Origin of the sequence: Streptomyces hilarionis (assembly GCF_024539675.1) — a bacterium.
Taxonomy (GTDB): Bacteria; Actinomycetota; Actinomycetes; order Streptomycetales; family Streptomycetaceae; genus Streptomyces; species Streptomyces hilarionis.
Genome location: NZ_JAHHIT010000172.1, coordinates 1 through 19,135, shown reverse-complemented (window position 1 = coordinate 19,135; position 19,135 = coordinate 1). Strand labels below are relative to the sequence as shown.

Annotated in this window: 11 protein-coding genes, 1 tRNA gene and 1 rRNA gene; 1 reads left to right on the top strand and 12 read right to left on the bottom strand. The window is 71.2% G+C overall.

Annotated elements, in window-relative coordinates; all coding sequences use genetic code 11:
* Positions 1-326 precede the first annotated feature (326 nt).
* The 9 genes from KMS84_RS32210 to KMS84_RS32170 form a co-directional block, all read right to left on the bottom strand.
* On the bottom strand, positions 327-797 hold the full coding sequence (locus KMS84_RS32210) for a Dps family protein (RefSeq protein WP_256920026.1): 471 nt from the start codon (positions 795-797) through the stop codon (positions 327-329).
* Positions 798-1,114: 317 nt separating this feature from the next.
* Positions 1,115-1,495 carry a helix-turn-helix domain-containing protein gene (locus tag KMS84_RS32205; protein WP_057575292.1) on the bottom strand — a complete coding sequence of 127 codons (381 nt, stop codon included), beginning with the start codon at positions 1,493-1,495 and terminating at the stop codon, positions 1,115-1,117.
* 109 nt (positions 1,496-1,604) lie between these two features.
* Complete coding sequence (locus KMS84_RS32200) at positions 1,605-2,150, bottom strand: CinA family protein (RefSeq protein WP_256920025.1); 546 nt, start codon at positions 2,148-2,150, stop codon at positions 1,605-1,607.
* Positions 2,147-2,971, bottom strand: coding sequence for a CDP-diacylglycerol--glycerol-3-phosphate 3-phosphatidyltransferase (pgsA, locus tag KMS84_RS32195; protein WP_256920024.1), 825 nt, complete (start codon positions 2,969-2,971; stop codon positions 2,147-2,149). The genes KMS84_RS32200 and pgsA overlap by 4 nt, the downstream gene beginning before the upstream one ends.
* Positions 2,968-4,437, bottom strand: coding sequence for a 30S ribosomal protein S12 methylthiotransferase RimO (gene rimO / locus KMS84_RS32190; protein ID WP_256920023.1), 1,470 nt, complete (start codon positions 4,435-4,437; stop codon positions 2,968-2,970). Before rimO ends, pgsA begins: the two co-directional genes overlap by 4 nt.
* Before the next feature lie 88 nt (positions 4,438-4,525).
* Positions 4,526-5,362, bottom strand: a complete 837-nt coding sequence (locus KMS84_RS32185) for a helix-turn-helix domain-containing protein (protein ID WP_256920022.1) — start codon at positions 5,360-5,362, stop codon at positions 4,526-4,528.
* A 256-nt stretch (positions 5,363-5,618) separates the two neighbouring features.
* A complete protein-coding gene (locus KMS84_RS32180) occupies positions 5,619-8,354 on the bottom strand; it encodes a DNA translocase FtsK (RefSeq protein WP_256920021.1) in 2,736 nt (911 codons plus the stop codon).
* A 172-nt stretch (positions 8,355-8,526) separates the two neighbouring features.
* The gene (locus KMS84_RS32175; protein ID WP_256920020.1) at positions 8,527-9,213 is read right to left on the bottom strand and encodes a response regulator; all 687 of its coding nucleotides are present in this window, start codon (positions 9,211-9,213) and stop codon (positions 8,527-8,529) included.
* 274 nt (positions 9,214-9,487) lie between these two features.
* Positions 9,488-14,950 carry a HAMP domain-containing hybrid sensor histidine kinase/response regulator gene (locus KMS84_RS32170; RefSeq protein WP_256920019.1) on the bottom strand — a complete coding sequence of 1,821 codons (5,463 nt, stop codon included), beginning with the start codon at positions 14,948-14,950 and terminating at the stop codon, positions 9,488-9,490.
* Between the two features lie 374 nt (positions 14,951-15,324).
* Between KMS84_RS32170 and KMS84_RS32165 the strand changes: the two genes are divergently transcribed.
* Positions 15,325-18,066 carry a SpoIIE family protein phosphatase gene (locus KMS84_RS32165; RefSeq protein WP_256920018.1) on the top strand — a complete coding sequence of 914 codons (2,742 nt, stop codon included), beginning with the start codon at positions 15,325-15,327 and terminating at the stop codon, positions 18,064-18,066.
* 57 nt (positions 18,067-18,123) lie between these two features.
* On the opposite strand, the gene KMS84_RS32160 is transcribed toward KMS84_RS32165, so the two are convergent.
* From KMS84_RS32160 to rrf, 3 genes are all read right to left on the bottom strand, one after another.
* A tRNA-Thr gene (locus KMS84_RS32160) sits at positions 18,124-18,196 on the bottom strand.
* Between the two features lie 75 nt (positions 18,197-18,271).
* Complete coding sequence (locus KMS84_RS32155; protein WP_256920027.1) at positions 18,272-18,934, bottom strand: DegT/DnrJ/EryC1/StrS family aminotransferase; 663 nt, start codon at positions 18,932-18,934, stop codon at positions 18,272-18,274.
* A 126-nt stretch (positions 18,935-19,060) separates the two neighbouring features.
* Positions 19,061-19,135: ribosomal RNA gene (gene rrf / locus KMS84_RS43490) — 5S ribosomal RNA — on the bottom strand; the annotation flags it as partial.

Here is a 19,135-nt window from a genome sequence, read left to right as displayed (position 1 = left end):
ATCCCGCTGCCCGCGGCCACCGCCCCCTCCAGCGCACCGGCGTCGGACGTCACGGCGAGCCTCACCGCGGCCCACCACCACAGCGCGCCCAGAGCGACGCTCAGGGCCACGCCCACGCCGCAGGCGGCCCCACGCCCCGCTATTCGCCCCGCCATGGCCGTCACCTCCAGCAGAGCCTCACGCGGATCACCCGGCGTCCGTCCGCGACGCCGGAAGGCCGACCGCCGCGCCTCCCGTCCGGCAGCGGGACCGCCTCCGGCTCCCCGCGGCCCGCATGCGCGCCGGCCCGCGACGCACCTGCGCGCGGTCCACATGCGTGCGGCCGCTTACGCGTTCTCCGCCTGGAACATCCAGTGGTGCTTCTCCAGGTCCGCGGTGATGCCGATGAAGATGTCCTGGCTCACGGGGTCGGCGTCACCCGTCGCGGCCACGCGTTCCCGCATCCGGGTGATGACCGCGCCGAGCGCGGCGACCAGCGTCCCGACGGCGTCGGAGTCCTTGACCCAGCCCGCCGCCACCGCGCTGATCCCGCTGCCCGCGGCCACCGTCGACGCGCGGCCGTCCGGTGAGACGCCGAGCGCGGAGGCACGCTCCGCCACCGTGTCGGAGTGGGTGCGGGCGACGTCCACGACCTCGTCGAGCTGGAGGTGGACGGACCGGAAGCGGGGTCCGACGACGTTCCAGTGGACCTGCTTGGCGACGAGCGACAGGTCGACGAGGTCCACGAGCGCGCCCTGCAACGCCTCGGCGACGATCCGCAGGTCGGTGTCGGGCAGGGGGCTCTTCACGACGTTCATCCGTACCTCCGGTGTCTGGGCTCCCGCGGTCTCCCGCGGCGCCCCTCCACGATGACCTCGGCGACCGGCACCGGCAAACGGACCCGGAGGGCGCCCGGGCCGCGTCCGGCGGCGCGCCGAGCGTCCCCGGACGACCCGCGGCGGCCGCCCGGAACCCGTCCCGCAAGGTGTGCGGGAACACGTCCGGGAACGCGAAAAACCCCGACCGCACCTTCTCCGGGTCGATCCGGAGAAGCCCCGGCCGGGGCCTCACACTGCCTGTGCACGTACCGTGCGGACGAACCTGTCCGGGCCTCAGCGGCCCACGACGACCGATCTCACGCGGCGACCACGTCCACCGCCTCGGCGGGCGCCTTGATGGTCACCCGCTCCGGCGGCACACCGGTCACCGACACGGAACCCAGCATCGGACGGACCGACGTGGGCACGGGCTGGCTGGGGGTGGCCGCTGCCGACTGTGCCAGCTCGGCGAGGGCGAGCTCGTCGCTCACTTCCCGCATGAGCTCGGACATCCGTACGTCCAACGCGTCGCAGATGGCGGAGAGCAGCTCGGAGGAAGCCTCCTTCTGCCCCCGCTCCACCTCGGAGAGATAGCCGAGTGAGACTCGGGCGGACGAGGAGACTTCGCGCAGAGTACGGCCCTGGCGCTGGCGCTGCCGACGCAGCACGTCACCCAGCAGGCGACGGAGCAGAATCATCGGTGGCTCCCTCCTCGGACCGCGTAGCCGCATCCTTCACGCCCCACCGTACCGCCTCGCGCTGCGGCCGTGCGGGGAGCGATGTCGTGTTCACTCAGGGCTGCAAACATCAAAACCCCCCGTTCTGTTCCGTATCCTGTGCCCGCTCATTCCCGGTGTGTTCGCCCGCAAGCTCTCTCAGGAGCAGTGCGAGTACGCTCCGTACACTCTCTCTACGAATTTCCGCCCGGTCGCCGTTCAACCGCAGGGCCTCCACTTTTCCGCCGCCGGCGGAACCCGGATCCGCCGCAGACGGTCCGTCCACGGCCACGAAAACCGTCCCCACGGGCTGTCCGTCCTGGGGGTCCGGGCCGGCGACGCCGGTGGTGGCGACGCCCCAGTCGGCGCCGAGCGCCCGGCGGGCTCCGGCCGCCATCTGGGCCGCGACCTGCGCGTCCACCGCCCCGCGGGCCGCCAGGAGACCGGCGTCGACACCGAGCAGCAGGTGCTTGAGCTCGGTGGCGTACGCCGTGACGGAGCCGCGGAAGACCTTGGACGCCCCGGGGACCGCGGTGATCTCCGCCGCGACCAGGCCACCGGTCAGCGACTCGGCCACAGCGAGCGTCTCGCCCCTCACGGTCAGTAGTCGCACCGCGTCGGCGGCCGGGGAGTTCACGCTCGGGTCTCCTCCGCGGCGGCCCTGCGCTCGGCGATTCCCTGCCGGCGCAGCACGATGGCCTGTCGTACGTAGTCGAGCCCGGTCGCCACCGTCAGGACGACCGCCGCGCCCATCACCCAGAACCTCAGGGTGGCGAGCCAGCCCGTCAGCGCCAGGACGTACATCCCGACGGCGATGCCCTGGGTGAGCGTCTTCAGCTTGCCGCCCCGGCTGGCCGGGATGACGCCGTACCGGATGACGAGGAAACGCAGGAGGGTGATGCCGAGTTCCCGGCCGAGGATGACGATCGTCACCCACCACGGCAGGTCGCCGAGCGAGGAGAGGCAGATCAGCGCCGCTCCCATGATCGCCTTGTCGGCGATGGGGTCGGCGATCTTCCCGAAGTCGGTGACGAGGTTGTACGTCCGCGCCAGGTGACCGTCGAACAGGTCGGTGATCATGGCGATGGCGAAGGCGGCCCACGCGAAGGAACGCCAGGCCGGGTCGTACCCGCCGTCGGCCAGCATCAGCGCGACGAACCCGGGCACCAGGACGAGCCGCAGCATCGTCAGGAAGTTGGCGATGTTCCACACGCTCGCCTGGTTGACGGCTGCGGCCGCGATCTTCGCGCCGCGCGGCGGCCGGTTGGCCTCGTGTGCCCCGGCGATCTCCTCGACGGCGCTCTCCTCGACGTCCGCGACGGCGCTGCCGCCCACGGGCTCCGTCGCGATCAGCTCCGCCTGCGCGGCCTGAGGGGCCTGCGGGGCCTGGACGGCCGCGGGCTGCGAGGCCGCGGCCCGGGAGGAGCCGTCGGCGGCCGACGCCGGAACACCCGTCATCTGCCCGCCTCCTCACTACACCCGAACGAGCCCGGCAGCGGCTCGGCGACCAGGTCGACGCCTTCCGTGCCGACCACCTTCGCCTCGACCATACGACCGACGCTCAGACCTTCGCCCGGTGTGAGCAGCACCTGGCCGTCCGTCTCGGGCGCCTGGTGGGCGCCGCGGCCGTGCACGCCCTCGCCGTCCACCGACTCCACGAGCACGTGGACGGTCTCGCCGACGCGCTCCTCGGCCCGCTGCGAGACGAGTTCCTCGGCGAGCCGGGAGACGCGGGCGAGGCGCTCGGCCACGACGTCGGCGTCGAGCTTGTCGTCGTAGGTGGCGGCCTCGGTGCCGTCCTCGTCGGAGTAGCCGAAGACGCCGATGGCGTCCAGGCGCGCGCCGTTCAGGAAGCGCTCCAGCTCGGCCAGGTCGGCCTCGGACTCCCCGGGGAAGCCCACGATGAAGTTGGAGCGCACGCCCGCCTGGGGCGCCTTGCTCCGGATGGTGTCGAGCAGCTCCAGGAAGCGGTCGGTGTCGCCGAAGCGGCGCATCGCGCGCAGCACGCCGGGCGCGGAGTGCTGGAACGACAGGTCGAAGTAGGGCGCGACCTTCGGCGTGGAGGTGAGCACGTCGATGAGGCCGGGCCGCATCTCGGCCGGCTGGAGGTAGCTGACGCGCACCCGCTCCAGACCGTCGACCTCGGCGAGCTCGGGCAGCAGCGACTCCAGCAGCCGGATGTCGCCGAGGTCCTTGCCGTAGGAGGTGTTGTTCTCGGAGACCAGCATGACCTCCTTGACGCCCTGCTCGGCGAGCCAGCGCGTCTCGTTGAGGACGTCGCTGGGCCGGCGGGAGATGAAGGAGCCGCGGAAGGACGGGATGGCGCAGAAGGAGCAGCGCCGGTCGCAGCCGGAGGCGAGCTTGACCGAGGCGACCGGGGCGCCGTCCAGCCGGCGGCGCAGGGGCGCGCGGGGGCCGGACTGCGGGGCGACGCCCTCGGGCAGGTCGCTGGGCGCGCCGTGCCCGGGAAGGGCCACGTCCTGCGCCGATTGGCGCTCGGCCGGGCTGATCGGCAGCAGCTTGCGCCGGTCGCGGGGGGTGTGGGAGGCGTGGATGCCGCCGTTCAGGATGGTCTGGAGGCGGTCGGAGATGTCGGCGTAGTCGTCGAAGCCCAGCACGCCGTCGGCCTCGGGCAGGGCCTCGGCGAGTTCCTTGCCGTACCGCTCGGCCATGCAGCCCACGGCCACGACGGCCTGGGTTCTGCCGTGGCTCTTGAGGTCGTTGGCCTCCAGCAGGGCGTCGACGGAGTCCTTCTTGGCGGCGTCGACGAAGCCGCAGGTGTTGACGACTGCGACGTCCGCTTCCTCGGCGTCCTCCACGAGCTGCCAGCCGTCCGCCTCCAAACGGCCTGCGAGCTCCTCCGAGTCCACCTCGTTACGGGCGCAGCCAAGGGTGACGAGTGCGACGGTACGGCGTTCAGGCATGGGCTCAAGACTACTTCGTCTCACCGACAGCCCACGTCGACGGGGTTGACGATCTTCGCCGGCCCCGTCGCGTCCGGGCACTGCGGGGTCATCCCGCCTGCGGGTCGCCCTTGGTGTACGTCAGCCGCTCCACCGCTCCGGGCTGGAAGTCGTCGTCGATCTTCTTGCCGTTGACGAAGAGATCGATCGCGCCGGCGTCGCCGAGCACGAGGTTGATCTTGTCGCTGTCCTGGAAGGTCTTGGAGTCGCCCTTCTTGAGCAGTCCGTCGAAGAGCAGCCGGCCGTTGTGGTCCTTGGCGGCGACCCAGCTGCGGCCGTCCGCGGCGCTGACCTGGACGGTGACCTTGTCCTGGGGGGCGGCGGCGATGGCGCTGTCGGACGGCTCGGGCTTGCGGTCGACGGGCTTGTCGGTCTTCGGCGTGGGCGAGGCGGTGCTGCCGGCGGTGGGGGTGGCGCCCTCGGCGACCTCGTTCGACCCGCCGTCGTCGCCGCCCTTGAAGGCGGTGAAGCCGACGAAGCCCACGACGGCGACGATCGCGGCGACCATGGCCGCGGTCCAGTTCGGTCCGCGCCGCTCGGGGCGGATGCGTTCCGCCTCGAAGAGGGGCGCGGCGGGGGTGGGAGCGGGGCGGCCGCCGTGGGTGGCGTCGAACCGCTCGATCAGCGGGGCCGGATCGAGGTGGACGGCCCTGGCCAGCGTCCTGATGTGCCCGCGCGCGTAGACGTCCCCGCCGCAGGGGGCGAAGTCGTCCGCCTCGATGGCGTGGACGATGGCGATGCGGACGCGGGTGGCGGTGCTGACGTCGTCGACCGTCAGCCCGGCCTCGATGCGCGCCTGCCGCAGGGCGCGGCCGATCGAGACGGGGGCTTCTTCGGACGGGTCTTCGAACGGACGCTCGTCTTCGGGGGAGTTGCCGATGGACACGGGGGCGCCTTTCGAGCGTGTAGCCACCTGTGCTGGAGGTTCAGTCTAGGGGGGGTGCCGAACGGAGGGGCAACCGGGCGGTACGACTTTGTACGCCATCGGTATGGCCGGTCACACCGATGACGGGCCGGTTACGGCTCCGCCGGGGAGCCGCACCTGTCCTCTCGCTCAACTGGACGTATGCCAAAGGGAAACGGTTGCCCACTGCTCTCTAACGGGTGAGTCACGGCCGGGCGCCCCTCCCCTCGACTGACGTCTACCCCTCAGACTGCCCCCGGATCACGGCGAGGACGCCGTCCAACTCGTCCGGCTTCACGAGAACGTCACGCGCCTTGGAGCCCTCGCTCGGTCCGACGATGTTGCGGGACTCCATGAGGTCCATCAGCCGGCCGGCCTTGGCGAAGCCCACGCGCAGCTTGCGCTGGAGCATGGACGTCGACCCGAACTGGGTGGAGACGACCAGCTCGGCCGCCTGGCACAGCAGGTCCAGGTCGTCGCCGATGTCCTCGTCGATCTCCTTCTTCTGCTTGGCGCCGACGGTGACGTCGTCCCGGAAGACGGGCGCCATCTGGTCCTTGCAGTGCTGGACGACGGCCGCGACCTCGGCCTCCGTGACGAAGGCGCCCTGCATACGGGTGGGCTTGTTCGCGCCCATCGGCAGGAACAGTCCGTCGCCCTTGCCGATCAGCTTCTCGGCGCCCGGCTGGTCGAGGATGACGCGCGAGTCGGCGAGCGAGGAGGTGGCGAAGGCGAGCCGTGAGGGCACGTTCGCCTTGATCAGGCCGGTGACGACGTCGACCGACGGGCGCTGGGTGGCGAGCACCAGGTGGATGCCGGCCGCGCGCGCGAGCTGCGTGATGCGCACGATGGAGTCCTCGACGTCCCGCGGGGCGACCATCATCAGGTCGGCGAGCTCGTCGACGATCACCAGCAGGTACGGGTACGGCTGGAGCTCGCGCTCGCTGCCCTCGGGCGGCTTGACGGTCCCTTCGCGCACGGCGCGGTTGAAGTCGTCGATGTGCCGGTAGCCGTAGGCGGCGAGGTCGTCGTAGCGCAGGTCCATCTCGCGGACGACCCACTGGAGCGCCTCGGCGGCCCGCTTGGGGTTGGTGATGATCGGCGTGATCAGGTGCGGGATGCCCTCGTAGGCGGTCAGCTCGACGCGCTTGGGGTCGACGAGGATCATCCGGACGTCCTCGGGGGTGGCCCGGATCATGACCGAGGTGATCAGGCAGTTGATGCAGGACGACTTGCCGGATCCGGTGGCGCCGGCGACCAGTATGTGCGGCATCTTCGCCAGCGAGTGCATGACGTAGCCGCCCTCGACGTCCTTGCCGAAGGCCACCAGCATCGGGTCGTCGTCCTCGGCGGACTCGGCGAGCCGCAGCACGTCGCCGAGGTTGACCATCTCGCGGTCGGTGTTCGGGATCTCGATGCCGACCGCGGACTTGCCGGGGATCGGGCTGATGATCCGCACGTCGGGGCTGGCCACGGCGTACGCGATGTTCTTGGCCAGCGCGGTGATCCGCTCGACCTTCACGGCCGGCCCGAGCTCGACCTCGTAGCGCGTGACCGTCGGCCCGCGGGTGAAGCCGGTGACGGCGGCGTCCACCTTGAACTCGGTGAAGACGTTCGTCAGCGAGGCGACGACGGCGTCGTTGGCGGCGCTGCGCGCCTTGCCGGGTCCGCCGCGCTCCAGGAGGTCGAGCGAGGGCAGGGCGTAGGTGATGTCGCCGGACAACTGGAGCTGCTCGGCGCGCGCGGGCAGGTCGCGGGGCGCCTCGGGGGCCGCCTTGGTCAGGTCCGGTACCGCTCCCCCGGTGGTCTTCTGCTTCTCCTGCCGGGGGCGGGAGGCCGGCGCCGGCACGGGCGTCGGGACCGGGGTCGGCGTGGTCGGCTCCCCCTCGCCCGTGCTCACGCCCTGGGTGAGGTCGGCGACGATCCGCGAGGGCGGCATCCCGTGCAGGACCGCGCCGTCGAGGTCGGCCGCCGCGGCCGCAGCGATGTCCACGGCGTCCATGCGCCGGTCCATCGCCGGCTGCGGCACGGCGGAGCGCCGGGGCCGGCCGCGCCGGCGGGTCAGCGCCTCCTGCTCGGCGCCGTCGGGGTCGTACGGCTCGGGGGCGCTCGTGCGCCGTCGGGGGCGCTCGGGCAGCGCCTCGCGCCACTGCTCGTCGTAGCGGGCGTCGTCGTCGAACTCGTCGTACGCGTCCTCCGCCGGGTCGCGCAGCACACCGAGGCTCACGCCGAGCTGGCGCAGCCGCTGCGGGACGGCGTTGACCGGGGTGGCCGTGACGACGAGCAGCCCGAAGACGGTGAGGAGCACCAGCATGGGCACGGCGAGGACCTCGCCCATCGTGTACGTGAGCGGAGTCGCCGCGCTCCAGCCGATGAGGCCGCCGGCGTCCCTTATGGCCTGCATGCCGGCGCTGCGGGCGGGCGCCCCGCACGCGATGTGGACCTGCCCGAGCACACCGATGACGAGTGCCGACAGACCGATGACGATCCGGCCGTTGGCCTCGGGCTTCTCGGGGTGGCGGATGAAGCGAACGGCGACGACGGCGAAGAGGATCGGCACGAGCAGGTCGAGCCGTCCGAAGGCGCCGGTCACCAGGATCTCGACGAGGTCGCCCACGGGGCCGCGCAGGTCGGCCCAGGTACCCGCGGCGACGATCAGCGCCACGCCGAACAGCAGCAGCGCGATGCCGTCCTTGCGGTGGGCCGGGTCGAGGTTCTTCGCGCCGTTCCCTATGCCGCGGAACACGGCGCCGACGGCGTGCGCCAGACCAAGCCAGACGGCGCGCACGAGCCGGTACACGCCCCCGGTGGGGCTGGGAGCGGGCGCGGGGGCGGGTTTCCTGGCCGCGGCTTTCCTGGCGGGCGCCTTCTTCGCCGGGACCTTCTTCGCGGCGGCCTTCTTCGCCGGAGCCTTCGCCGGAGCAGCCGCCTTCCTGGCGGGCTGCTTCTTGGCTGCGGAGGGACGTGAGGCCATGGTGTGAGGTTACCGGTGGAGACCACTGGGGACACGTGTGACCGGTGCTTCACCCGTTCGTGTCGCTCGTGCCGGGGCGCGGGGCTGACGCGTGCGCCCTGCGGCGCGGGGGAACTGACGCGCCCTCACGCGCAACTTGTGCGCCGCACGCGTCAGTTCCGGCCAGTGCCGTTCAGTTCGGCGAGGGCAACGAGGCGGGACCGCCGCCCGTGCCCGGCTCCAGGGCGTCCAGCGCGCGGCGCAGACCCGTGAGTTTGCGCTCCAGGTGGGCCGCCGTGGCCACCGCCGCCGCGTCCGCCGACTCGTCGTCCAACTGCTTCGAGAGGGCCTCCGCCTGCTCCTCGACGGCGGCGAGCCGTGCGGAGAGCTCCGCGAGCAGCCCGGCCGGCTCCTTGACCTCGCCGCCCGCGACGGCCTTGCCGCCGCCCTCCAACTGCAGACGCAGCAGCGCCGCCTGCTCGCGCAGCTGGCAGTTCTTCATGTACAGCTCGACGAACACCGAGACCTTCGCGCGCAGCACCCACGGGTCGAACGGCTTGGAGATGTAGTCCACCGCGCCCGCCGCGTAGCCGCGGAAGGTGTGGTGCGGCCCGTGGTTGATCGCGGTGAGGAAGATGATCGGGATGTCCCTGGTCCGCTCCCGCCGCTTGATGTGCGCGGCCGTCTCGAAGCCGTCCATGCCCGGCATCTGGACGTCCAGCAGGATGACCGCGAAGTCGTCCGTCAGCAGTGCTTTGAGCGCCTCTTCCCCGGACGATGCCCGCACCAGCGTCTGATCGAGCGCAGAGAGGATCGCCTCCAGCGCCAGCAGATTCTCCGGCCGGTCATCGACCAGGAGGATCTTGGCCTTCTGCACCATGGCCCGCCCTCCTCGCCCCGGCAGTGCACCGGGCGCCGCCCCTGGGGACGACTCCTGTACGCCGCCCTTCCTTGTGCCGGTCATGGTAGCCGCACCCCGACCGTCGCCACACCCTGTCACCGTGATGTCACTGTGCACGTAGCAGGAACGCAGCAGAAGACCAGAAGGTTCCCCGCAACGCGCCCCGCTACACGGCGACGGCCACCCTGAGTCAGCAACTCCCGGCCCGCACCGAAGGTTCCCGTCCAGCCCAGAGTTCCCCTCGGAGCCCGCCTCACTCGTCCCTCATCCACTGCTGCATCACGGACAGCAGGTGATCGGGGTCGACCGGCTTGGTCACGTAGTCGGAGGCGCCCGACTCGATCGCCTTCTCCCGGTCGCCCTTCATCGCCTTGGCGGTGAGCGCGATGATCGGCAGCCCGGAGAACTGCGGCATCCGCCGGATCGCCGTCGTCGTCGCGTAGCCGTCCATCTCGGGCATCATGATGTCCATCAGGACGACCGCCACGTCGTCGTGCTGCTCCAGGACCTCGATGCCCTCCCGGCCGTTCTCCGCGTACAGCACCGACAGGCCGTGCTGTTCCAGGACGCTGGTCAGCGCGAACACGTTGCGGATGTCGTCGTCGACGATGAGCACCTTCTCGCCGCCGAACTTGATGCCCGCGCGCGCGGGCGTGCCCGCCTGCTGGGCGCGGGCCGGCCACTGGTCGGGCCGGCCCACCTGCTCGCCGCCGCTCACCAGCCGCCGCCGTCGCCGGAAGAGCGCCGCCGGACCGTTCTGCGCGTCCTGGTACGACCGCACCTCGGCCGGCGTCTGGATCTCCGCCGGGGACAGCTCCTGCAACTGCGCCGCCCCGTTCTCCGAGGCCACCAGGTCGCCGGCCTCCAGCGCCGGCACCACCTGCTGGTAGCCCTGCGGCGGCAGCTCGCTCGGGTGCAGCGGCAGGTACAGCGTGAACGTGGAGCCACGTCCCGGCTCGCTCTGCGCGTGGATCTCACCGCCGAGCAGCTGCGCGATCTCCCGCGAGATCGACAGCCCGAGGCCCGTGCCGCCGTACTTGCGGCTGGTGGTGCCGTCCGCCTGCTTGAACGCCTCGAAGATCACCCGCATCTTGCTGGCCGCGATCCCGATGCCGGTGTCCGTCACCGAGAACGCGATCAGCGGCGCGTCCGCGTCGGTCAGCGAGCCCGCCTCCAGCAACTGCTCCCGGATCGCCACCGGGACCTCCGCCCCGGCCGGCCTGATGACCAGCTCGACCGACCCGGAGTCGGTGAACTTCACCGCGTTGGACAGCAGGTTGCGCAGCACCTGCAACAGCCGCTGCTCGTCCGTGTGCAGCGTGGCCGGCAGCTCCGGCGAGACCCGCACCGACAGGTCCAGGCCCTTCTCCGCGGTGAGCGGACGGAAGGTGGCCTCCACGTAGTCGACGAGCTGGACGAGCGCGATGCGCGTCGGCGAGACGTCCATCTTGCCCGCCTCGACCTTGGACAGGTCCAGGATGTCGTTGATCAGCTGGAGCAGGTCGGAACCGGCCCCGTGGATCGTCTCGGCGAACTCGACCTGCTTGGGCGAGAGGTTGCCCTCCGCGTTGTCCGCGAGCAGCTTCGCCAGGATCAGCAGCGAGTTGAGCGGCGTGCGCAGCTCGTGCGACATGTTGGCGAGGAACTCGCTCTTGTAGCGCATCGACACCGCGAGCTGCTCGGCGCGCTCCTCCAGGACCTGCCGCGCCTCCTCGATCTCGGTGTTCTTCACCTCGATGTCGCGGTTCTGCTGGGCCAGCAGCTCGGCCTTCTCCTCCAGTTCGGCGTTGGACGCCTGGAGGGCCTTCTGCCGCTGCTCCAACTCCGCCGACCGCTCGCGCAGTTGCTCGGTCAGCTCCTGCGACTGCTTCAGCAGCTGTTCCGTCTTGGTGTTGACCGAGATGGTGTTGACGCTGGTCGCGATCATCTCCGCGAGCTGGTTGAGGAAGTCCTTCTGGATCTGCGTGAACGGCGTGAACGACGCCAGCTCGATCACGCCCAGCACCTGGCCCTCGAACAGCACCGGCAGCACGATCACCTGCGCGGGCGGCGCCTCGCCGAGCCCCGAGGCGATCTTCAGGTAGCCGCTCGGGGCGTTCGCCACGAGGATCGTGCGCTTCTCCTCGGCGGCCGTGCCCACCAGCGCCTCACCGGGCCGGAACGAGCTCGGCATGGACCCCATCGAGTAGCCGTAGGAGCCCAGCATCCGCAGCTCGTACAGATCCGCGTCCCCGTCCGCCGGCGGCATCGCCAGGAAGAACGCGCCGTGCTGCGCGGCCACCAGCGGCGGCAGCTCGCTCATGATCAGCGAGGCCACGTCCTGGAGGTCGCGACGGCCCTGCATCAGTGCCGACACGCGCGCGAGGTTGCCCTTGAGCCAGTCCTGCTCCTTGTTCGCGATCGTGGTGTCGCGCAGGTTGGCGATCATCTTGTTGATGTAGTCCTGGAGCTCCTGGATCTCCCCGGACGCGTCCACGTCGATCTTCAGGTTCAGGTCGCCCCGGGTCACCGCGGTCGCCACGCGCGCGATGGCACGCACCTGCCGCGTCAGGTTCCCGGCCATCTCGTTCACGGACTCCGTCAGGTCGCGCCAGGTGCCGTCGACGTCACGCACGCGTGCCTGACCGCCCAGCTGCCCCTCGGTACCCACCTCACGGGCGACCCGGGTGACCTCCTCGGCGAACGACGACAGCTGGTCGACCATCGTGTTGATGGTCGTCTTCAGCTCGAGGATCTCCCCGCGCGCGTCGATGTCGATCTTCTTCGTCAGGTCGCCCTTGGCGATGGCCGTCGTGACCATGGCGATGTTGCGCACCTGGCCGGTCAGGTTGGACGCCATCCCGTTCACCGAGTCGGTGAGGTCCTTCCACGTGCCCGCCACACCCGGCACGTGCGCCTGGCCGCCCAGGATGCCGTCCGTGCCCACCTCGCGGGCCACCTTGGTGACCTGCTCGGCGAACGAGCTCAGCGTCTTCACCATGGTGTTGAAGGTGTCGGCCAGCTGCTGGACCTCGCCGCGCGCCTCGATCGTCACCTGGCGCGTCAGGTCGCCGTTGGCGACGGCCGCCGCGACCTGGGAGATGTTGCGCACCTGCATGGTCAGGTTCTTGGCCATCAGGTTGACGTTGCCGCTGAGGTCCTTCCAGATGCCCGTGACGCCCGGCACGTGCGCCTGGCCGCCCAGGATGCCCTCGGTGCCCACCTCACGGGCCACCCGGGTCACCTGCTCCGCGAACGACGACAGCTGGTCCACCATCGTGTTGACGGTGGTGACGAGCTCCAGGATCTCGCCCTTGGCGTCGACCGTGATCTTCTTCGACAGGTCGCCCTTGGCGACCGCCGTCGTGACCTCCGCGATCTGGCGCACCTGGATGGTCAGGTTGTTCGCCATGAAGTTCACGGACTGCGTGAGGTCCTTCCAGGTGCCGGAGACCCCCTGCACCTCGGCCTGACCGCCCAGCTGCCCCTCCGTGCCCACCTCGCGGGCCACCCGGGTGACCTCCTGGGCGAACGACGACAGCTGGTCCACCATCGTGTTCAGCGTGTTCTTCAGCTCGAGGATCTCCCCGCGCGCGTCCACGGTGATCTTCTGCGAGAGGTCACCGCGGGCCACCGCGGTCGCGACCTGCGCGATGTTGCGCACCTGGGCGGTGAGGTTGCCCGCCATGCCGTTCACCGAGTCCGTCAGGTCCCGCCACACACCGGCCACACCGGGCACCTGCGCCTGCCCGCCGAGGCGCCCCTCGGTGCCCACGTCCCGCGCCACCCGCGTCACCTGGTCGGCGAAGGCGGAGAGCTGGTCGACCATCGTGTTGATGGTGTTCTTCAGCTCGAGGATCTCCCCGCGCGCGTCCACGTCGATCTTCTGCGACAGGTCGCCCCGCGCCACCGCCGTCGTCACCTGGGCGATGTTGCGCACCTGCGAGGTCAGGTTCCCCGCCATGGAGTTCACGGAGTCCGTGAGCTCCTTCCAGGTGCCCGACACGCCGTCCACCCGCGCCTGACCGCCCAGGCGCCCCTCGGTGCCCACGTCCCGGGCCATCCGCGTGACCTGGTCGGCGAACGACGACAGCTGGTCCACCATCGTATTCACGGTGTTCTTCAGCTGCGCCATCTCACCGGAGACGTCCACGGTGACCTTCTGCGACAGGTCGCCGTTGGCCACCGCCGTGGTGACCTGCGCGATGTTCCTCACCTGTCCGGTGAGATTCCTGAACGCCGTGTTGACGGAGTCCGTCAGGTCCTTCCACGTGCCGGCCGCGCCCGACACCTGCGCCTGACCGCCCAGCTCGCCCTCGACGCCGATCTCCCGCGCCACCCGCGTGACCTCGGCGCCGAACGCCGACAGCTGGTCGACCATCCCGTTGACGGTGTTCTTCAGCTCCAGCATCTCGCCGGCCACGTCCACCGTGACCTTCTGCGACAGATCGCCGCTGGCCACCGCCGTCGTCACCGCCGCGATGTCCCGCACCTGCGTCGTCAGGTTGCGGAACACCGTGTTGACGGAGTCCGTCAGGTCCTTCCAGGTGCCGGCCGCGCCCGGCACGTTCGCCTGGCCGCCCAGCTGCCCCGCGGCGCCCACCTCGTTGGCCACGCGCGTGACCTCGTCGGCGAAGGTCCGCAGCGTCTCCGTCATCTGGTTGATCGTGTCCGCCAGCTGCGCGACCTCGCCGCGCGCCGACACCGTCACCTTCTGCGACAGGTCGCCGTTGGCGACCGCCGTCGTCACCTCCGCGATCCCGCGCACCTGGGCCGTCAGGTTCCCGGCCATGGTGTTCACCGAATCGGTGAGCTCCTTCCACACCCCGTCCACGCCGGACACCTGCGCCTGGCCGCCGAGGATGCCCTCGGTGCCCACCTCGCGGGCCACCCGGGTCACCTCGGAGGAGAACGCGGAGAGCTGGTCCACCATCGTGTTGACGGTGTTCTTCAGCTCGAGCATCTCGCCCTCGACGTGAACCGTCACCTTCCGTGACAGATCGCCCTTGGCCACCGCCGTCGTCACCAGCGCGATGTCGCGCACCTGCGCCGTCAGCCGGTACGCCATCGTGTTGACGGACTCCGTGAGGTCCTTCCACGAACCCGACATGCCGCGCACCTGGGCCTGACCGCCCAGCTTGCCCTCGGTGCCCACCTCGCTGGCCACGCGCGTGACCTCGTCGGTGAACGTCGACAGCTGGTCGACGAGGTTGTTGACCGTCCGCCCGACCTTCAGGAACTCCCCGCGCAGCGGATGCCCGGTCCCCTCCGGGGTGTGCGTGCGCAGCTCCATCCGCGACGACAGATCGCCCTCGGCGACCGCGGACAGCACCCGCCCGACCTCGGACACCGGGCGTACGAGGTCGTCGACCAGCGCGTTCGAGTTGTCGATCGCGGTCGCCCACGACCCCTCGCAGGCCCCCGTCTCGAGCCTCTCGGTGAGCTTCCCCTCCCGCCCCACCATGCGCCGCACCCGGGACAGCTCGCCCGTCAGGTGCAGATTGCGGTCCGCCACCTCGTTGAACACGGCGGCGATCTCCGACATCACGCCGTCGCCGGAGACCGTGAGCCGCTTGCGGAAGTTCCCGTCCCGCATGGACACCAGCGCCACGAGCAGACGGTCCAGAGCCGCCGTGTCGACGACCGTGGTGCCCCCGCGTGGGGTGCGTGGCCTGCTCAGAGACTGTCCGCCTTTCGCGCGCGTCTTAGTGCCCCGCGTCGCTGCGCCAGACTCCACTTGTCCCTCCCGCAGGGGTCGACCGTTACCGCTGTGCCTGGGTGCTGCTCGTCGCCGTTCCTGGTACCGCCCGGTGCCGCACCCGATGGAACCAGGCGAGCCCGGAGGGCTGCTGCCCCCTGAACCAGGACGACACTCACTTCGCCCGGACCTTCACAAGAAGCTTGCCCAGTGTTTCACCCTTGCCGAACCAGGCCATAACAGTTCGGCAGCTTCGCACACGGTCCGCACACGCTCGGGCGGAAACACCGGTGACCGGCATCCGCGGGGCCCCGGAAGGTAAGTAACCTTGCATGCGGCTGTCCAGCCACACCGGTCCGACGGTCTGGGCGGTGGCACCGGCACGAGCGGGCATCGGAGGGGCGGCCGCACACATGACCACCGGACTGATCCCGGGGGGACACCCCCCGGACCCCCGGCCCTCAGCCGCGCGCCCGCCCCACCAGCGGCGCGACCCGGCCGGCCGGGGAGCCCTGTCCGCAGACAACAGGCCGAGGAGTTCTGTGATCACCGCGCGCGCGGCCGCCAGTTTCGAGCCCGTCGGGCGATCGGTGGCGACCGCCCGGTCCTTCGTCCGCGACACCCTCCAGGGCTGGGGCTTCGCCGACATCATCGACGACGCCGTCGTCCTCACCAGTGAACTGGTGACCAACGCGGTCGTCCACGCCGGCACCCACGCCGACGTCCTGTGTCTGCGCAGCGACGACGGCGTCCGCATCGAGGTGGCCGACCGGTATCCCGAACGCGAGATCCCCCTCCAGGGCTCCCTCGCCACCATGGGCAGCCCCGACCGCGAGGGCGGCCGCGGACTCCAGCTGTGCGCGGCCATCGCCGCCCGCTGGGGCGTCGAGTACACCCCGACCCACAAGCAGGTCTGGTTCCGGCTCGACCTCCCCGACCGCCCGGTGGGCACCCGCGCGGCCGGCCCCTCCCTCCCGGCCGACCTCCTCCCGCTCGCCGACAGCCGGGTACGCGTCGCGGTCGTCCAGATCGACCGCACGGGCGCCATCTCCGCCTGGAACGAGGACGCCGAGGAACTCTTCGGCTACGCCGCCGACCAGGTCACCGGCAAGCCCCTCACCGACCTCGCCGCCTGGCCGCACACCCCCGGCACCAGCACCGGCATCGTGGAAGCCCTCCAACTCTCCCGCTGGGAGGGCAGCTACGGCCTCCGCGGCGCCAACGGGCGCATCACCCCCGTCTACGCCTCGCACCTGCGCGTCCGCGACACCGACGGCGAGCCCTCCACCGTCTGCCTGCTCGTGCGCGACCACGAACGCGCGGTGTTGCAGACGCCGTTGCGCGTGCCGGCCTCGGACACCACCACCGGCGCGGACGGCCAGAGCACGGACCCCTTCGAGGTGTTCATCGGCTCCCCCGCGCCGGACGACCTCGACGGCCTCCTCCAGCGCACCGTCGAGCGGGCCCGCGACATGCTCGACGCCGACTCCGCCTTCCTCCTCCTGGCCACCGACGACGAGACGGAGCTGGAGGTCCGCGCCTCCACCGGCCTGCCCTCGGCCCGCCAGCGCTTCGCGCGCGTGCCCGTCGAGGCGGGCCCCGGCCGCTACGGCTCCGCCAGGATGCCGGCCGTCCACGAGGACCTGCTGGCCGTGCCCGGCGCCGTCCCCCTGCTGAGCGGCACGGGCATGCGCTCCGTGGTCACCGTCCCGCTGAAGGTCGAGGGCCGCCTCACGGGATCCCTCGGCGTGGCCGCGGAAGCCGCGGGCCGCTACTCCAACGAGGAGGCGCTGCGCCTTCAGTTCGCGGCCGACCGCATCGCGCTGGCCGTGGAGTCCGCCCGCCTGGGCGAGCTGGAGCGCCTGCGCCGAGGCTCGCTCAGCTTCCTCGTCGAGGCCTCCGACCTCCTCGCCGGCACCCTGGACCGCGACCAGACCCTGGCCCTGATGGCCCAGATGACGGTCCCGACGCTGGCCACCTGGTGCGCGGTCTACACGATCGCCGACCAGGCGTCCGAGCCCTACCTGTCGTACGTCCTGCACGAGGACGAGGAACTCATCGACGGCATCAAGTCGTTGCTCTCCAAGGTGCCGCCCCCGGACCCGGTCCCCACCCCCGGCGCGCGGGTCTGGGCGGCCCCCGCCGAGGCCGCGCACGACGCGGCCCTGCGCAGCTCCATGCGCAGCCTGGGCCTGACTGGCGGCCCCACCCACCAGGTGGCCTCCGGCATCGGCCCGACGCTCGCCACGGCCTCCGCGGTCGGCGGCGAGACCGTCGTGCTCCCCCTGGTGGCCCGCAACCGCGTGATCGGCATGCTGACCCTCGGCAAGCCCACCGACGAGCACTTCCGCCAGGAGATCCTCGAGCTGGCCGAGGACCTGAGCCGCAGAGCCGCCCTCGCCCTGGACAACGCCCGCCTGTACTCCGAGCGCACGGCCATCAGCCAGGCCCTCCAGCGCAGCCTCCTGCCCCCGGAGCTTCCCGCCATCGACGGCGTCGAGGTCGAGGTCATCTACCGCGCGGCCGGCGAGGGCAACGAGGTCGGCGGCGACTTCTACGACGTCTTCCCGATCAGCGACGGCGCGTACGGCTTCGCCATCGGCGACGTCTGCGGCACCGGCCCGAACGCCGCCGCGGTGACGGGGCTGGCCCGACACGCCCTCAGGCTCCTTGCGCGCGAGGGCCTCAGCGGCCCTGCGGTGCTGGAACGCCTGAACTCGGCCATCCTCGACGAGGGCGCGCGCAGCCGCTTCCTCACCCTCCTGTACGGCGAGATGCGCCCCCAGGAGGACGGCAGCGCACAGCTGAAGGTGGTCTGCGCCGGGCACCCGCTGCCCCTGCGCCTCCGCCAGGACGGCACGGTCGAGCCCGCCGCCGAACCCCAGCCGCTGCTGGGCGTCATGGAGGACCTGGAGCTCTACGAGCAGTCGGTCACCCTCGACCCGGGCGATGTCCTGCTCTGCGTCACGGACGGCGTCACCGAGCGTCGCGAGGGCACCCGCATGCTGGGCGACGACGGCCTGGCCGACGTTCTGACCACCTGCACGGGGCTCACGGCCGGCGCGGTCGCCGCGCGCATCATGCGCGCCGTGGAGCGCTTCGCATCCGACGCCCCTTCCGACGACATGGCCATCCTGGCGATGCGCGTGGCGTGAGAAAGCCGCCGGACAGGAGAAAAGCCCCCGCCCGAAAGGGCGGAGGCTTTTTCGTCGAGCCCCCTAACGGAATCGAACCGTTGACCTTCTCCTTACCATGGAGACGCTCTGCCGACTGAGCTAAGGGGGCTGGTCACTTTTCGAGGTTTCCCTCGCGGCAACGGAATAGATCATACCCCGAACAGGGCGGTGTTCCCAAACCCGTTCACGAGGCCACCCGCATCAGCCCGCCGAGGGCGTTGCAGGCCGCCACGATGTGCTGCATGTCCCGTTTCGTCAACGAGGCGTCCACCGGCAGCTCGAGGGTCTCGTCGACCGCCCGCTCGGTCTCCGGAAGCGCGACGCACTGCCGGAACTCCGGCAGGCGATGCGACGGAGTCCGCACCGGGGCCCGGCACTCGATCCCCCGGCTGCGCAGGGCCCTCGCGAACGCGTCCCGGTCGGACCGCCCGTTCCCCGGGACCCGCACGACGTACTGCTGGTAGGTGTGTCCGACGCCGCCGTCGGGCGTGCGCACCCCACGCAACCGCCCGTCCAGGAAGGCGGCGCGCTCCCGACGCTGCGCGATCTCGTCGTACGGCGTCTCGGACTCCCCCTGTTCCACCACCAGCACCCCGTGTCGGCGCCCCGCTTCCCGCAACCGCCCGACCTCGGCGGGCCGCCCGAAACGGTGGACGACCACGACGGCCGCGGTGCGCGCGGTGACGACCGCTTGGACGGCGTCCGGGTCGAGGCAGTACGTCAGCGGATCGACGTCGGCGAAGACCGGCTGCGCGCCGGCCAGCACGACCGCGCCCGCGACCTCGACGTTCCCGAAGGCCGGCACGACGACCTCGTCACCGCGTCCGACGCCGGCGGCCCTCAGCATTGCGGCAGCACCCGTGCCAGTACCCATGCCGTGAATGCTGGAGCCGGAACGTGAACGCCAAGTGACCGAAAACAAAAAAGGGTTGGGACCCGAACCGAAGTTCAGATCCCAACCCTTTGAATGATTGTTCGGCGGTGTCCTACTCTCCCACAGGGTCCCCCCTGCAGTACCATCGGCGCTGTAAGGCTTAGCTTCCGGGTT

Coding starts and splice junctions, on each gene's coding strand:
- KMS84_RS32210 (WP_256920026.1), bottom strand. CDS start 797: ATGAACGTCGTGAAGAGCCCCCTGCCCGACACCGACCTGCGGATCGTC.
- KMS84_RS32205 (WP_057575292.1), bottom strand. CDS start 1,495: ATGATTCTGCTCCGTCGCCTGCTGGGTGACGTGCTGCGTCGGCAGCGC.
- pgsA (WP_256920024.1), bottom strand. CDS start 2,971: ATGACGGGTGTTCCGGCGTCGGCCGCCGACGGCTCCTCCCGGGCCGCG.
- rimO (WP_256920023.1), bottom strand. CDS start 4,437: ATGCCTGAACGCCGTACCGTCGCACTCGTCACCCTTGGCTGCGCCCGT.
- KMS84_RS32180 (WP_256920021.1), bottom strand. CDS start 8,354: ATGGCCTCACGTCCCTCCGCAGCCAAGAAGCAGCCCGCCAGGAAGGCG.
- KMS84_RS32175 (WP_256920020.1), bottom strand. CDS start 9,213: ATGGTGCAGAAGGCCAAGATCCTCCTGGTCGATGACCGGCCGGAGAAT.
- KMS84_RS32165 (WP_256920018.1), top strand. CDS start 15,325: ATGACCACCGGACTGATCCCGGGGGGACACCCCCCGGACCCCCGGCCC.
- KMS84_RS32155 (WP_256920027.1), bottom strand. CDS start 18,934: ATGCTGAGGGCCGCCGGCGTCGGACGCGGTGACGAGGTCGTCGTGCCG.